A 14,625-nucleotide genomic window follows, 5' to 3' on the forward strand; every position below is an offset into this window, starting at 1 on the left:
GACCCGTCACTCCTTCGAGCCCGGCTCGTCGTTGAGGCTCTCCCAGGCTTCCTTGCACTCGGGGCAGACCGGGAACTTCTCCGGCGCCCGGCTCGGGACCCACACCTTGCCGCAGAGCGCGACGACCGGGGTGCCCATCACCATCGCCTCGGTGAGCTTGTCCTTCTCCACGTAGTGGGAGAACCGCTCGTGGTCCCCCTCATCGGTCGGGACGGTACGACGGTCCTCGCGGACGTCGGTGTCTGTCGAGAAGCCGATGGTGGTCACGGACCCCACTGTAATCGAGTTCCTCCTCAGTTCAGGTTCGGGTCGAAGGGGCGTGTGGACAGCCACGCCAGCTCGCCCGGCTGGCGACGGAGCACGTCGCGCCAGAGGTCGGCGGGGTCGAGGCGGAAGACGTCCGGCGTCTCGCCCGGTACGACGTACCAGCTCCCCTCCTCGATCTCGCCGAGCAGCTGCTCGGCGCCCCAGCCGGCGTAGCCGGCGAAGATCCGCAGGCCCGCCAGGGTGCCCTCGAGCAGCTCGACCGGCGTGTCCAGGTCGACCAGCCCGAGCGGCCCCTCGACGGCGCGGAAGCCGACCGGCGCGTCGTCCTCGGACCGCAGCCGGGCCAGCGCGAGCGCGGCCTGGGTGCTGACCGGGCCGCCCTGGAAGAGCACGTCCGGCTCGTCGACGGCGTCGCCCCAGTCCCCGAGGACGTCGGCGACCCGGACGCCGGAGGGCCGGTTGAGCACGACCCCGAGCGCCCCGTCGTCGTCCACGTCGAGGAGCAGCACGACGGTGTCGGTGAAGTTCGGGTCCAGCAGCGCCGGTGTCGCCACCAGCAGCATTCCGGCCCGGACCTCGCTCATGGCTCCATCATCTCCCGGCAGCCGGACGTGCGACAGCCCCGGGACCGACGTGGGGCGTGCGGCGAGGGGGCGCCGCGGGAGGGAGATAGGTCGGTCCCGGGGCCGCCGGGCTGGAGGGACGGTCCGCGGTCAGGCCGCGAGAGCCGCCTTGATGCGGTCGAGCAGACGGGTCTGCTCGCCGCGGTGGGTGACGCTGCGCTGGGGCTGGTACGACGCCCGGGCGCGGCGCTCGATCTCCGCACCGACGCGGACGGCCCGGTCGTCGGCCACGCTGACCCGCCCGGCCATCATGGCCAGCAGGATCCGCTCCTTGGCGGTGGACGTGGCCATCGCGTCGGCCGTCGCCTGGTCGAGCGGGGCCCCGTGCCGGTCGGCCCGGTACCGGTCCAGGATGGCGAGCACGCCGGGGAGCTCGTCGGCGGTGGCGTGCCACGCGGCGACCACGGCCTTCTCGAGGTCCATCGGCTGCTGCAGGAGCTCGCGCTCGATGCGGCCGGCGAGCCGGGTGTGCCAGCGCAGCTGGAGGTCGCCGAGCAGGGTCAGGTCGTCGTCGAAGACGTCGGCGACGCCGTCGACGTCGAGAGGTAGCGCACCGTCGCGGCGCCGGTTGGCCACGGCGATGACGTCACGGAGGATCTCTCCGCGACTGTGGAAGGACTTCCAGGTCATGGTCTGCTCCTTCGGGAGGACTTACATACCGTAAGTATGTACCCACGGTACGTAGACGTACCGACGGTATGCAAACTCCCGCGCGGTGATCCGAGTCACGCATACCGACCGTCGGTCTTAGACTCCCGGAACTATGAGCAAGTCCTCGGTCTCCAAGCTGGTGCCGCGCGTCCCGGGCGTGCCCGGGGTCCCGGGTGCCAGCCGCCGCCAGCAGTACTCCGCCTCCACCAAGCGTGCGCTCGTCGACGTCGCCGAGGAACTCTTCACCGAGAACGGGTACGCCGCCACGTCGCTCGACGCGATCGTGGCCGGCGCGCGGGTCACCAAGGGGGCGCTCTACCACCACTTCAGCGGCAAGCAGGCGCTGTTCGAGGCGGTCTTCGAACGCGTCGAGTCCGACGCGTCGCGCGCGATCCAGAAGTCCCTCAAGGGCCACCGCGACCCGTGGCAGAAGGCCCAGGCCGGCCTGCGCGCCTTCCTCGAGGTCGTCCAGGAGGCCCGCTACCGGCGGATCGTGATCCAGGAGGGTCCGTCCGTCCTCGGCTACGAGCGCTACCGCGAGCAGGAGGAGCGCTCGACGTTCGCCAACGTCCTCGACATCGTGCGCTCGGTGCTGAGCGCCGGCGAGTGGGAGCTCGACGAGGACCTGTCCCAGACCTTCGCGCGGATCTTCTTCGGCGCGATGTCGTCGGCCGGCGAGTCCGTCTCGAGCGCCGAGGACCCGATCCAGGCGGCCGCCAACGTCGAGACCGCGATCGGCTTCATCCTCGCCGGCTTCCGCGCCCTCGCCGAGAACGGCGTCGAGCTGCGCTCCGGCGAGGCCTGAGCGCTACTTGGCGGCGAAGGTGACGTCGCCGTTGGCGGCCGGCACCAGCTCGATCCAGGTGTGACCGGCTGGCACGGTCAGCTTGCCCGCCTTCGTCGACAGCTCCAGCGGGGAGCCGAGGTCGGACTTGCTCCAGGTGCCGCGGACCAGCCGGCCGCCGTGGAAGATCATCGCGTCGCCCTTGCCGGTCAGCTTCGTCTCCGGGACGGGGTTGCCGGCCGGGTCCAGGTAGCCGGCGTCGCCGACCTGCACGCGGAGCACCAGCACGGTGTCGGCGGGGAACTCGTCACCGTCCGCGGCGTAGGTGTTCTCGTTGACGTAGCCCTTGCCGTCGTAGGTCCAGTTCGTGGTGTGGCCGCCGCCGAACGACGCGGCGATCGTCTTCGCCGGCTGACCGCCGGGCAGGTCCTTCTCGTCGCCCCACGGCAGGTAGTCGTCGGGGCGGGTCGCGTCGGTCTCGGCGTCGGCCGCGACCTCGGCGAGGTTCGCGAAGAGGTTGTACGGCGCGCTGCGCGAGCTGTCGCGCTCGAAGCCGGTGTCGCCCTCCTGGTAGAAGGAGATGCCGGCGCCCTTGATCCTGGCGATCGTCCGCGCGGCGGCACCGCTGGTGACCACCGTGGCGTCGACCGGCGAGACGATGCCGATGTCGCTGGCGCGCATCGACCGCACCGGGCCGACGTTATCCGGCGTCTGGGAGTAGTAGAACGCCGCGAGCCGGGTGAGCCCGCCCTCGACCAGCTCCTCGACGACCAGGTCGGCCTCACCGAGGCCGATCTGCGGCGAGCTGGAGTACGTGTTGTCCATCTTGGCGACCAGCACCGGGTGGGTCTGGGCGGCCTCCTCGTCGCCGGTGACCGGCAGGCCGGTCATCGGCCAGGTCGCGTCCACCTGGGTGCTGCCGGCGACCTGCTGCGAAGCGGGCGCCGCGCCGCCCGAGGAGTCGTCGTCGCCTCCCCCGCAGCCGGCGAGCACCAGGCTGGCCGCCACGAGAAGGACAGTGGTCAGGTGGGCACGGCGCACGGCGACGCTCCGTTCGGGGGTTGTCTAGCGTTTCAGTCGACTTCAAGTGTGCCGTTGCGGCTCGCCGACGTGAGGGAGGCGCGCCCGAGGGGCGCAGCTCGCCCTAACCGAGCTTGGCGCCGCCGTCGACGTACAGGGTCTGGCCGGTGATGTACGACGCCTCGTCGCTGCAGAGGAACGCGGCCGCGGCGGCGATGTCCTCCGGGTAGCCGACGCGGCGGACCGGGTTGGCGTCCGCGTTGAGCTTGCGGAACTCGTCGACGTCCATCTTGAGCCGGGCGGCGGTGGCGTCGGTCATGTCGGTGGCGATGAAGCCGGGGGCGATCGCGTTGGCGTTGACGCCGTACGGGCCGAGCTCGATGCCGAGGGTCCGGGTGAAGCCCTGGATGCCCATCTTCGCGGCCGAGTAGTTGGCCTGGCCGCGGTTGCCGAGCGCGGAGACGCTGGAGAGGTTGAGGATCTTGCCGTACTTCTGGGCGACGAAGTGCTTCTGAGCGGCCCGGGTCATGAGGAAGGCACCGCGCAGGTGGACGTTCATGACCATGTCCCAGTCGTCGTCGGTCATCTTGAACAGCAGGTTGTCGCGGGTGACGCCTGCGTTGTTCACGAGCACGTGGATGCCACCGAGCTCGGCGACGACCCGCTCGACGGCGGCGTCGGCCGACGCACTGTCGGCGACGTCGCAGCCGATGCCGACGGCCTTCGCACCCTCGACCAGGGGCAGCTTCGCGGCTGCCTCGGCGGCCGACGACTCGTCCAGGTCGAGGACGGCGATCGAGGCGCCCTCCTCGGCGAAGCGGGTGGCGGTCCCGAAACCGATGCCGCGCGCGGCCCCGGTGACGACGGCGACCCGTCCGTCAAAACGACCCATGTGTGGCTCCTCGTTGTCGGCACGCTCGGGCGTCGAGCCTGTCGAGGCCCCACCCTAGGACAGCGCTCGACGCCGGTACGCCGTGGCCTGGCGGTCGCCGAGTCGGGCGATCAGCCGAGCGCGTCGCGCAGCCGGGCCGCGACCTCGGCGGCCTCGCCGTCGGCGTACGTCGTGCGCGGCCAGAAGAAGCCGCGCAGGCCGTCGCCCTTGGTGCGCGGGACGACGTGCAGGTGCAGGTGGGCGACCGACTGGCTGACGACGTTGTTCATCGCGACGAAGCTGCCCTGCGCACCGAGGCCGTCGACCACCGCGCTCGCCAACCGCTGGGCCGCGGCCAGGAAGCCGTCGCGCAGGCCCGCGGGCAGGTCGGGGAGGGTGACGACGTGCTCGCGCGGGACCAGCAGCGCGTGGCCCTTGAACAACGGCCGCCGGTCGAGGAAGGCGACGAAGTCCGGCTCGTCGAGCACGACGTCGGCCGGCACGTCGCCGGCGACGATCGAGCAGAAGACGCAGTCGGGGTCGCGGGTCATGACGCGACGCTAGTCGCAGTACCGGTCACACGGGATCGGACGCGCGTACGCCGCCCGGCCGCTGCCGTCGACGTAGTCGAAGTGCTGGGTGTCGCCCAGGCCGTAGGTCCAGCGCAGCCCGTGGCGCGCCATGATCTGGACGACCGGGTGCGACCTCGAGCGCCAGGCGACCCGCGGGTGCGAGCGCGGCTGCCACCACCTGTTGGGGACGGTGCCCCGTGCGGAGCGGTAGGGGTTCTCCCAGGTGTTGATGTCGAGGGAGCGGCCGTAGCTGTGCGGCGAGCGCACCCCGGGCCGGCCGGTGACGTCGCGGCAGTTGAAGGCCGACGTGTTGCCGGCCGCCATCGAGGCGTAGTCGTCGCCGCCGTGCGAGCGCTTGCCCCACCCGAAACGGTCCACCCGGTACATCGCCCGGATCGGCAGCTTGCGCTGGTACATCTCGGCGATCGCGGCGCCCATCGGGCCGGCCGCGCTGGACGCGGCGACGATCTCGCCGCGACGGCGGTAGCCCTGGTAGTCCCAGTAGTTCACCCGCACCAGCCGCAGGCCGTCTCGGCCGACCGGGCAGCCGGAGTGCCACGTGCGGCCGGTCATCTGGGCCCAGATCCCGTCCGGGACCGCGGTGACGACGACGTTCGGTCCGGCACCGACGGCGTGGCCCTGGCGCGGCAGCTTCTTGCGTGGGCTGGGCGCCGCCTTCGGCAACCGGACCGGCTTGCCCGGAGGCAGGTTGTCGATGCGGTGCACCGCGCTCCGGCCCCCCTCGACCCAGGCCTGCTGCACGGCCGTGGCGCGCCAGCGCGAGTCCTGGCGCGGGTCGGTGCGGACCTCGGCCCGCCCGTCGTCCCCCGTCCGGAGCGTGCGGATCGTGCGCCACGGGCCGTCACCGAGCGCGCGGGAGAGCTCGACCTTGCCGGCGACCGGCCGGCCGTCGGCGGTCGTCCACCGCACCCTGACCGGCACCGACGTGCCGTCGACGACCTGGCCGGGGCCGCTGACCACCACCCGGCTCGCCCGGCGCTTCAGCGTCACCGAGACCTGCGCGGTCGCGGGGTCGTGGGTCTCGTCACCGGCATAGGTGCCCCGGAAGACGTTGTCGTCGGCGGCCCGGCTGAGGGTGACGACCTGGGTCGCGTGTCCGGCCTCGTCGGTGGTGACCGTCCCGACCGGCGCCCAGGCCCCCGCCGTACGGCGCTCGAGGTCGACCGTGGCGCCGGCGACCCCGGCCCCGCCCCCGTCGACCAGGTCGATCCGCAACGTGGTCTCGGTGTCGGCGTACGCCGGGTCCGCGGCCAGCGAGAGCGCTGCCGTGGCCGCGCGCGCGGCGTGTGCGGGGACGAAGAGGCCGACGCCGACGAGGACGGCGAGAAGCCCGATGGAGAGTCGATGCCCGAGATGCATGCGATCGAGTGTGCATGACGCCGTCGCCGATTCCCGGCAGCGCACCATCGGGTGGGACGTCGTCACCGCACCGGCGTGGACACGGAGGCCCGGCGTACGACGAGCACGGTGACGTCGTCGCGCTGACGCGCGGCGTGGTCGCGGACCTCGGCGCGGATCCGGTCGACCACGTCCGCGGCGGGGCGACCGCGGGTGTCGGCGAGTGCGGCGCGCACCCGGTCGAGCCCGAACTCCTGGTCCCCGGCGTCGCGCGCCTCGAGCACGCCGTCGGAGAAGATCACCAGCGAGTCGCCGGGCCCGAAGGAGCGGACGCCCACCTCCCAGCCCACGCCGGCGAGCACCGGGCTGACCAGCGGCCCGGTGGGGTCGAGCTCGACGGCCGTGCCGTCCGCGGTCGACGTCAGCAGCGGCGGCGGATGGCCGGCGTTGACGTAGGTCAGCGAGTCCTGGGCGAGGTCGACGATGCCCACGAACGCGGTCGCGAACATCTCGCCCTCACCGACCAGACCGTCGCGGATGCGCGGGAGGACCTCGTCGAGCGGCGCCTGGCCGAGGATCGCGGCCAGCGCGGTCTTCAGCCGCAGCCCGATGACGGCGGCGGCGGGTCCGTGGCCCGCCACGTCGGCGAGCACGACGGCGACCCGCTGGTCGTCGAGCTCGACGATGTCGAGGAAGTCGCCGGCGAGGACCCCCTGCGCCGACTCGATCTGGCCCGCCATGTCGAGCCCGTGCCGGACGACGGGGTCATGGGTGAGGGACGCCTGGAGTGCGACGACCGCGGGCTCGCCCAGGGTGAGGGCCTCGGTGGCCCGGCGGGAGGCGTCGAGCTCGTCGAGGAGGTGGCGGCGCATGGTGTCGACGTCCTCGCCGACCTGGACCACCTCGAGAGGACCCTCCGCGCGCACGGACTGGTCGAGCCGGCCCCCGGCCACGGCGCGGCTGTCGCGGCCCAGGTGGGCCAGCGGGCGCAGCACGGTCCGGCTGAAGGCCGCGGTCGCGAGCAGGGTCGTGGAGAGGAACGCCACCACCGTCAGGGCGAGCAGGATCGACAGCTTCCGGAGCAGGTCGTCGGCGCGCTGGGTGGCCACCAGCTGCTCGTCGGCGATCGCGGAGTCGGCCGCGGTCTGGGCCGCGCGCACCCGGTCGAAGAGCTCCTTGCCGCGACCGGACGCGACCAGCGCGGTGGCGCGGTCGCGGTCACCCCGCCGGGCGGCGGCGAGCTCCGGCTCCACGGTCCGGGTCAGCCACGCCTGGTGCGCGTCGGTCATCGTGGTGAGCGCGGCACGCACCTCGGGCGAGACCTGGTTGCGGAGCAGCGCCAGGTTGCTCTCGATCTGGGGCCCGGCCGCGTCGTACGGATCCAGGAACTCCTCGCGTCCGGTGAGGATGTAGCCGCGCTGTCCGGTCTCCTGGTCGACGTAGAGGGCCAGGACCCTGCCCAGCTCGACCCGCGCCGGGTTCAGCTCGCCCTCGATCTCGTGCTGGGCGGACGCGACCTGCCCCGCGGTCACCGCGAGCAGGATCCCGACCACGACGCTGAGGGCGGTGACCAGCCCCGCCACGACCCGGACCACGGCGCGCGCCGAGTGCGGCCGCCGTCGGCTCCCAGCCACGGTGCTTCCTTGCTGCATCAGCCTCAATCAGGTCTCGGGGAGCCCGATTCAACCACCCGGCGCCGTGGGAACGACCTCGCTTCGACCGGTCTCACCTGTTGGGGTGAGTCACGCGTCGACCGTGAGGCGCAGGGTGACCGTGTCGCCGACGCCGATCCCCTCGGCCCTGCGGACCAGGTCCTTGAGCGGGACGACGTAGCCGCCGTCCTTCGGGAAGAGCGACGTCGTCCAGTGGGTCTCCCCGACCCGGGCGGCGACCGGGATCATCCCCCAGCCGTAGGTGACGGCCGCGGCCATCTGCTGGAGCTCGGCACTCTCGTCCTCGGGGACGGTGACGAAGTGGAAGGGCGCCGGCCCACGCCAGAACCACACCTCGCCGCTGAACTCCAGGTCCACGCGGACAGCATAGGAAGACCCGACTACGGGACCTCGACCAGCGAGCTGAGCGTGCTGGTGTTGCCGCCGAAGTCGTAGAGCGTGAGGTCGGCCTGGATGGTCGAGCCCGAGTCGAGCGGGACGAAGTCGTAGGTCAGGTTCGCGACGTCGGCGTAGAGACCGACGTCGGTGGTGGGCTCCCAGGTCTGGTCACCGTTCGCCGCGACGGTCAGCACGTCAGGGGTCAGGATGCCCTCGGGGTCGGGCGCGAGCTCGCCGTACCCGCCGGACTCCTCGTCGTAGATGTAGAGCGTCTCGCTGACGAACTCCCCCGCGTCGATGTCGAGCACCAGCGACAGCAGCGCGTCCTGCGCCTGGTTGGGCGTCGTCGAGGCGTAGTAGGTCATCGGGACGTCGAAGAACGCCGTGGCCAGGTCGTCGCTGAGGTCCAGGTCGACATAGGCGTACGCCGAGTCCTCCTGGTCGGAGATCTCCATGACGGTCAGGTCGTAGTTGCCCGTCGCCGTCGGGGCGTCGCCGTCGTCGGTGAAGTCGGCGACCTCCTCCCCGAGGTAGGTGATCGAGTCGTCGTCGTTGACCAGCGCGTAGCTGATCGTGGCCTCGGTGATGTTCTCGAGGCCGGCCGGGTCGAAGGCGCCCGTCAGGGTGATGCTGCCGTCGTCGTCGAAGCTGACGTCCGGGCCGTCGGCGGGGTCGGTGAACTCCGGCTGCTCGGCCTCCGGGATCGCTGCGCCCGCCGTGTAGTAGGCGTCCAGGAAGCTGCCCCACGAGTCCGCGCTGGGCACGTCGAGGTAGGCGCCGTCGGCCAGGTCGCTGGTCGGCGGGAGGTAGATGGACAGACCGGTCGCACCGGCGGTGGCCGCCCCGAAGACCTCGTCGAGGACGGCGGCGTCGAGCGCGTCGACCACGGCGTCGGCCTGCTCGGCCACGTCGGGAGCCGCGTCGCCGATCGCCGTCGCGAGCAGGCCGAGGTCGCTGAGGTGCTTGTCCTGGGTCGCGTCGGGGTTCTTGCCGAAGGCCAGGGTGGTGGCCTCGGACTGGCCGACCGCCGGGGCGACCTCGCCGGCTTGGTCGGCGAGCGCCGCAGCGAAGTCGGAGACCGCGTCGTCGACGTCGTCCATCTTGGTCAGGTCGGTCATGGACAAGGTGATCTGGTCCTCGGTGCCCTGCTCCTCGGCCTGGCTGGAGAAGCCGTCGATCAGCGCCTCGCCGAAGGCGTCCGCGGACGTGTCCGGGTCGTCCGCGAGGACCTGGAGGGAGCCGTAGTCCCAGCCGTGACCGGGCTCGAGCTCCTGCGACGCCACCAGCCGGTCGGCGAGCGGCGCGACGGCGCTGGCCACCTCGTAGTTGGCCATCAGGCAGGCGTCGAAGCCGAGCAGGTCGAGCTTGTCCACGCCGGCCTCCTCGAGCCCGCTGGAGATCGCGTCGGTGATCTCCGCCAGGTCGAGGACGTCGTACTCCGGGGCGGTGCCCTCGTCGGGACCGATGCCCGGCCAGGACGCACCGTGGTCGGAGATGATCAGCGCGTAGTGCCCGGCGCGGTTGTCCTTGATGCCGTCGGCGATGAAGCTCGCGAGCACCGCCGGGTCGGCCGAGTCGACGTCGCCCAGGTCCTCGACGACCTCACTGGTCCCCGGCGCGCCGAGGTCGAGCGTCCGGCCGCCGACCCAGCTGCCCTGGTCGAGCAGCTCGTCGTCGCCGTAGTCCGCGGAGCGGTCCATGAACTCGCGGACGTGCAGGTTGTCGTTCGAGCCGACCGTCCCGAGCTCGTTGACGTCGGCGACCATGAAGGGCTCGAGGTTGGTGTCGGCCATCGAGTAGTGGAGGACCGTCCACCCGTCACCTTCGCGGCCGGTGTGGGCCGCGGGCTTCTTGTCGGCGTCGTCGTCCGAGCTCCCGCTCGAGCAGGCCGCGGTCAGCAGGAGGAAGGCAGCGGTCGCGGTGACGACGGTGGACCGTCGCCGTGGGTTCGTAGGCACAACGCTGAACACTAGGGCCCACGAGACCCCGGCGTACGGCGAACGTCTCAGGGTGGTCGGGACCTCGCAGCTCCTTCGCGCCGACTGGACGGACTCAGTAGACGACCACGCCCCGCAGGTTCCGGCCCGCATGCATGTCCTCGTAGCCCAGGGCGATCTCGTCGAGCTTGTAGGTGCGGGTCACGAGCTCGTCGAGCTTGAGGTGGCCCTCCTGGTAGAGGCGCAGCAGCTTCGGGATGTCGGCCTTCGGGTTGGAGGCGCCGAAGAGGGAGCCCTGGATCCGCTTCTGGAAGAGCGTGATGTCGGCCAGCGAGATGGGTGCGCCCACGGCCTGCACGTCGCCGAGGCCGGTGACGACCACGGTGCCGGCCTTGCGGATGGAGGCCATCGCCTGGCCGAGGTGGTCACCCGTGATGACACCGACGGTGACGATCGCGGAGTCCGCGCCCTGGCCGTTGGTGACCGACTGGGCGAGCTCGGTGGCCTCCTCCATGGTCGCCACGGCGTGGGTCGCACCGAACTCGAGCGCCTTGGTGCGCTTCAGCTCGACCGGGTCGACCGCGATCACCAGGGAGGCGCCGGCATGGGCCGCACCCTGGACGGCGTTGATGCCGATGCCGCCCACGCCCATCACGATGACCGTGTCGCCCGGCGCGACCTCGGCTGAGTTCACCGCCGAGCCCCAGCCGGTGCCGACACCGCATCCCACCAGGCAGGCCTTGTCGAGCGGGATGTCGTCGTGGATCTTCACCGCCGAGTCGACCGCGACGGTGGTGACGTGGGCGAAGGTCGAGATGCCGCACATCTGGCCGACCGGCTGGCCCTCGTACGAGAGGCGGAAGCTGGTGGGGTCGTCCCAGCGCGAGCCCATGAGGAGGGTGGCCCCGAGGTCGCACAGGTTCTGCATCCCCCGTGAGCACCAGGTGCACTGCCCGCAGGACGGCAGGAACGAGAAGACGACGTGGTCGCCTTCCTGGTAGCCCGGTGTGTGCGGGCCGACCGCCGAGACCACGCCTGCTCCCTCATGGCCCCCGCAGAAGGGGTACATCCCGACGGGGATGTCGCCGGTCGCGATGTGGTCGTCGGAGTGGCACAGCCCCGACGCGACCATCTCGACCTGGATCTCACCCTGCCGCGGGTCCTCCACCTCCAGGTCGACCACCTCGTAGACGCCGGGGGCTTCCTTGATGACTGCGCCGCGTGTGTGCATGGGGGCTCCTTCCGAGATCGGTCGTGACGGACGTCACACCGTCGATGGTGCCCGGGGAGCGTTGGCTGCCGGTTGGTCGCCGGGACGCGCGGAGCCGGACCCCTGGCGCACGACGCCTGGGCCGGCTGGGTGGCTGTCCGGTCAGTGGTGAGCTGCCCGGTGCGCGGCCAGGATGTCGAGACCGAAGTCGTTGGTGGGGTCGCGCCACACCGAGTGGGCGTGGTTCGCGTCGCGTTGGGTGTTGTCCCACTCCGCGAGGAACTGCGGGCCGTGCAACCGGTAGTAGTGCGGCTCTCCGGCTGCGAGCGAGCCCGCCCAGGCCAGGTGGAGGTCGCCGAGCGGGACATCCGGTGCCAGCGCCGACGGGACGCGACCGGTGTACGTCGACACCAGCGCGCCGAGCACCTCCCTCTGCGACGGCGTGAGGTCCGCCGCCGCCAGACCCTGGGGTGCCTGGGTCAACGCCAACCGGTGATGGTCGGCGTCGGTGAGCCCCGCGGCGGCCTCGGCGGCGTCGCTGAGCTGTCTGATTCGGCCCGCGAGCTCCGGGTCGGTGAAATGGCCTCGCCAGAGGTCCGGAAGCGTGATCATGCGGTCACCCTCGGCCACGCGGGGACGGTTCCCGCCGATGATGTCCGTCGGGGCCTTGTCGAGTAGCAGGGCCCGACGCCGTTGGTCGGGGTCGAGCGAGCTGACCAGCTCGTGGGCGAGGTCCTCGACCTGGGCCAGCGGTCGGATCCTCGCTCCCCCGAGCCCCGGACCGCTGGCGGGGTCGGCTCCGAGGAAGCAGGGGGTGACGGCGCGTACCTCGCCCTCGACCACCAGGTAGTTCAGGGAGATGTGGTGTCCGCCGAAGCGCCAGCCCCAGGTCCGGTCGCTCGCCGGGGCGCCGAACACCCGCAGGTAGTACATGCCCGGATCCCGGGCCCGCTCGCGACCCCAGGTGAGCGCGAAGCGCTCCACCAGGTCCAGGACGTTCTCCCAGCCCATGATGGTCGCCGCCGTGACGTACCCGGCCGTGGACAAGCCGGTCGAGAGCAGGTGCATGGCGAGTCGCTGCTGCGCGGGGCGCTGTTCCCCGAGCGGAAGGCCCCCGTGGTCGGTCGGCGTGTAGAACCACCGGACCCGCTCCTCCTCGGCCGCGCCGTCGCTCGGGCCGGCCCACCACCCGACGGCCCGCTGATCGGCCGTCAACGCGTCGATCCACGCGTGCGCCGCAACGCTCATCTGCTCGGCGATCTCGGCTCTCGATCGGCCGACCTCGGGCACCAGCACGAACTCCTCCTCCGGACTCACGGACGACTCTCGGCGCCGAGCACCTGACGGATGCCGGCGCGCAGCAGGACGGGCTCATAGGTGGGCGCCATCTGGGCGATCAGGGTCAGTGCAGCGCGCGACAGGTGGAGAGCCAACAGTCGGGCGGCCGCCCCGCCGTCCCGGTCGCGGCACAGCCCGGCGAGAACGGCATGCTCGCCGGCTCCAGGGGGCAGGCCACGCCCCTCCTCTGCGAACACGCGGCGGTAGCGCTGGGTGTGCGCCGCCCACTCCGCGGCCGTGCCGAGCATCTTCGCGCCGCTGTGTGCGAGCAGGAGCATGTGGAAGCGCTGATGGATGACGTCCCACGAGTCGAAGTCGAACGACTCCGTGTGGGTCCTCTTCAGGACCTCGCCGAGCTCGTCCAGCTCGTCGAGCTCGTCGCTCGTGAACGACGGCACGCTGGCCGACAACGCGATCGACTCGCTGGCGACACGCAGGGTGTAGAGGTGCTCGAGTTCGTGGACCGACAGGCCGGTGACCCGAGCCCGGTGGTTGACCCGGGCCTCGATGAGGCCCTCACGCTCCAGCAGCCGGAACGCTTCACGGACCGGGCCCCGGCTGACTCCGAACTCGGCGGCGACCCGGGCCTGGCTGATCTGGGAGCCGGGCATCAGGTGACCCCCCAGGATCTCGGCTCGCAGGCGCTCACGGATCGCGGACACATGGTCGCGGCCCCCGCCTCCTGGCCCCCCGGCCGATACGGCCGGAGTCGACGTGTCCGTCACCATGCGATGCCTTCCCGTCTCTACCGACCAGGCCCGTAGAGCCCGAAGACCAGCCGCGGATCGCCCGGTCTGAAGTCGTGGCCGAACTGCGAACTGTCCCCGATCTGACGGGTCCGCGCCAAGAGGCTCGCCCCGAGGGCGACCTGCCGCCGCTCCCACCTGGGCAGGGCGAGGTCGACCCGACCGCCCGCCCGCACCAGCTCCTCGGCCAGCACCCAGCCGTCCTCGGCCGCCTTCGCGGTGCCTGCGGCCGCGTGGGGCCGCGCCACGAACGCGGCATCGCCGACCAGGCAGGCACGGCCGACCGCCATCCGGGGCACCTCGATGTCGAAGACGCCCTGCACGAAGGGCTCCGCCACCGAGGTGACCAGCTCAGCGATCGGTGGGGCGAGGTTGCGGTCGGCGAAGCACCGCATCTCGTCGACCTGCTCCGCGCGCACCTGGTTCGGAGGCAAGGACACCTCCCGGCGCACGCCCTCGCGATCGGTCAGGAAGTCCGGCAGCTGCGACGCCGGAACGTTGCGGTACCAGACCATGTTCATCAGGCGAGTGCCCGGCTGGACCGACCCGTTCGGCCCGGGGATCGGGTACACCAGGATGTGGCTATTGGGCAGCACCTGGTAGGTGATGGCGTCGTGCAGCGCCTCGAAGGTCGCCGGGGTCAACGTCGCTTCCGGGACGGTGCCGCGCCAGCCGACGTACCCGGCGTAGCTCGGCGTCACCTCGGGGAGCATCCGATGACGCGAGGGGGAGGTGATCCCCTCCGCGCACACCAGCAGGTCGGCACGGCGCACCTCACCGTTGCCGAACCTCAGCTGCACGCCATCGCCCTCGTCCGCGACGTCGGTCAGCTCCTGCCCGAGCAGGTATCGCGTCTTGGGAAATGCCTCGTGGAGCACGCGGTAGATGGTGTTCCACGCCGAGAACCGGTTCGCACGTCGCTCCTCGTAGGCGGTGGACCCGTCGCGCTCGAGGAACCGCACCCGTTCCGTCCGGGTGCTGATCGCCTCCGGCGCGAGGCCGAGCCGTTCCACGGGATACCTGAGGGTCTGCTCGAGGACGGCGATCCCCGCTCCCCGCGCATCGAGGGTGGCCTGAGAGCGCTCGTAGACGGTGACGTCGCAGCCGGCGTCCCGCAGCACCAGGGCGGCGGTGAGGCCCCCGAGCGAGCCTCCGACGACCGCGACCGCGGGCATGATCACGACCGGCCGGTCCTC

The 14,625-nt window shown here is 71.8% G+C and carries 15 protein-coding genes; 1 reads left to right on the forward strand and 14 read right to left on the reverse strand.

The window, feature by feature from the left end; all coding sequences use genetic code 11:
• Positions 1-6: 6 nt before the first annotated feature.
• The 3 genes from PD653B2_RS11630 to PD653B2_RS11640 form a co-directional block, all read right to left on the reverse strand.
• On the reverse strand, positions 7-258 hold the full coding sequence (locus PD653B2_RS11630; RefSeq protein WP_242665258.1) for a DUF3039 domain-containing protein: 252 nt from the start codon (positions 256-258) through the stop codon (positions 7-9).
• Between the two features lie 35 nt (positions 259-293).
• A complete protein-coding gene (locus PD653B2_RS11635) occupies positions 294-851 on the reverse strand; it encodes a YqgE/AlgH family protein (protein ID WP_085872548.1) in 558 nt (185 codons plus the stop codon).
• 129 nt (positions 852-980) lie between these two features.
• A complete protein-coding gene (locus PD653B2_RS11640; RefSeq protein WP_085872549.1) occupies positions 981-1,520 on the reverse strand; it encodes a hypothetical protein in 540 nt (179 codons plus the stop codon).
• A 133-nt stretch (positions 1,521-1,653) separates the two neighbouring features.
• Between PD653B2_RS11640 and PD653B2_RS11645 the strand changes: the two genes are divergently transcribed.
• Positions 1,654-2,346 carry a TetR/AcrR family transcriptional regulator gene (locus PD653B2_RS11645; RefSeq protein WP_085872550.1) on the forward strand — a complete coding sequence of 231 codons (693 nt, stop codon included), beginning with the start codon at positions 1,654-1,656 and terminating at the stop codon, positions 2,344-2,346.
• Between the two features lie 3 nt (positions 2,347-2,349).
• Here PD653B2_RS11645 and PD653B2_RS11650 read toward each other — a convergent pair whose 3' ends face one another.
• From PD653B2_RS11650 to PD653B2_RS11700, 11 genes are all read right to left on the reverse strand, one after another.
• Positions 2,350-3,333: a DUF3048 domain-containing protein gene (locus PD653B2_RS11650; RefSeq protein WP_133059102.1), complete on the reverse strand. Its 984-nt coding sequence runs from the start codon at positions 3,331-3,333 to the stop codon at positions 2,350-2,352.
• A gap of 136 nt (positions 3,334-3,469) precedes the next feature.
• The gene (locus tag PD653B2_RS11655) at positions 3,470-4,237 is read right to left on the reverse strand and encodes an SDR family NAD(P)-dependent oxidoreductase (RefSeq protein WP_085872552.1); all 768 of its coding nucleotides are present in this window, start codon (positions 4,235-4,237) and stop codon (positions 3,470-3,472) included.
• 110 nt (positions 4,238-4,347) lie between these two features.
• Positions 4,348-4,767 carry an HIT family protein gene (locus PD653B2_RS11660; RefSeq protein ID WP_085872553.1) on the reverse strand — a complete coding sequence of 140 codons (420 nt, stop codon included), beginning with the start codon at positions 4,765-4,767 and terminating at the stop codon, positions 4,348-4,350.
• A gap of 9 nt (positions 4,768-4,776) precedes the next feature.
• On the reverse strand, positions 4,777-6,168 hold the full coding sequence (locus PD653B2_RS24415) for a M15 family metallopeptidase (RefSeq protein ID WP_085872554.1): 1,392 nt from the start codon (positions 6,166-6,168) through the stop codon (positions 4,777-4,779).
• Positions 6,169-6,230: 62 nt separating this feature from the next.
• A complete protein-coding gene (locus PD653B2_RS11670; RefSeq protein ID WP_165763437.1) occupies positions 6,231-7,781 on the reverse strand; it encodes a PP2C family protein-serine/threonine phosphatase in 1,551 nt (516 codons plus the stop codon).
• Between the two features lie 108 nt (positions 7,782-7,889).
• Positions 7,890-8,177: a DUF1905 domain-containing protein gene (locus PD653B2_RS11675; RefSeq protein WP_085872556.1), complete on the reverse strand. Its 288-nt coding sequence runs from the start codon at positions 8,175-8,177 to the stop codon at positions 7,890-7,892.
• Positions 8,178-8,200: 23 nt separating this feature from the next.
• The gene (locus tag PD653B2_RS11680; protein WP_165763438.1) at positions 8,201-10,156 is read right to left on the reverse strand and encodes a clostripain-related cysteine peptidase; all 1,956 of its coding nucleotides are present in this window, start codon (positions 10,154-10,156) and stop codon (positions 8,201-8,203) included.
• Between the two features lie 94 nt (positions 10,157-10,250).
• Positions 10,251-11,366 (reverse strand): NDMA-dependent alcohol dehydrogenase, encoded by a 1,116-nt coding sequence (locus PD653B2_RS11685; protein ID WP_085872558.1) that lies wholly within the window; start codon positions 11,364-11,366, stop codon positions 10,251-10,253.
• Positions 11,367-11,507: 141 nt separating this feature from the next.
• Entirely contained in the window at positions 11,508-12,662 is a 1,155-nt protein-coding gene (locus PD653B2_RS11690; RefSeq protein ID WP_207559524.1) for a DUF3500 domain-containing protein, read from the reverse strand.
• On the reverse strand, positions 12,659-13,411 hold the full coding sequence (locus PD653B2_RS11695) for a GntR family transcriptional regulator (protein WP_085872559.1): 753 nt from the start codon (positions 13,409-13,411) through the stop codon (positions 12,659-12,661). The genes PD653B2_RS11690 and PD653B2_RS11695 overlap by 4 nt, the downstream gene beginning before the upstream one ends.
• A 17-nt stretch (positions 13,412-13,428) precedes the next feature.
• A complete protein-coding gene (locus PD653B2_RS11700; protein WP_085872646.1) occupies positions 13,429-14,604 on the reverse strand; it encodes an FAD-dependent monooxygenase in 1,176 nt (391 codons plus the stop codon).
• Positions 14,605-14,625 lie beyond the last annotated feature (21 nt).

Origin of the sequence: Nocardioides sp. PD653-B2, assembly GCF_002117935.1 — a bacterium.
GTDB lineage: Bacteria > Actinomycetota > Actinomycetes > Propionibacteriales > Nocardioidaceae > Nocardioides.

Coding starts and splice junctions, on each gene's coding strand:
- PD653B2_RS11655 (WP_085872552.1), bottom strand. CDS start 4,237: ATGGGTCGTTTTGACGGACGGGTCGCCGTCGTCACCGGGGCCGCGCGC.
- PD653B2_RS11685 (WP_085872558.1), bottom strand. CDS start 11,366: ATGCACACACGCGGCGCAGTCATCAAGGAAGCCCCCGGCGTCTACGAG.
- PD653B2_RS11640 (WP_085872549.1), bottom strand. CDS start 1,520: ATGACCTGGAAGTCCTTCCACAGTCGCGGAGAGATCCTCCGTGACGTC.
- PD653B2_RS11635 (WP_085872548.1), bottom strand. CDS start 851: ATGAGCGAGGTCCGGGCCGGAATGCTGCTGGTGGCGACACCGGCGCTG.
- PD653B2_RS11695 (WP_085872559.1), bottom strand. CDS start 13,411: ATGGTGACGGACACGTCGACTCCGGCCGTATCGGCCGGGGGGCCAGGA.
- PD653B2_RS24415 (WP_085872554.1), bottom strand. CDS start 6,168: ATGCATCTCGGGCATCGACTCTCCATCGGGCTTCTCGCCGTCCTCGTC.
- PD653B2_RS11700 (WP_085872646.1), bottom strand. CDS start 14,604: ATGCCCGCGGTCGCGGTCGTCGGAGGCTCGCTCGGGGGCCTCACCGCC.
- PD653B2_RS11645 (WP_085872550.1), top strand. CDS start 1,654: ATGAGCAAGTCCTCGGTCTCCAAGCTGGTGCCGCGCGTCCCGGGCGTG.
- PD653B2_RS11660 (WP_085872553.1), bottom strand. CDS start 4,767: ATGACCCGCGACCCCGACTGCGTCTTCTGCTCGATCGTCGCCGGCGAC.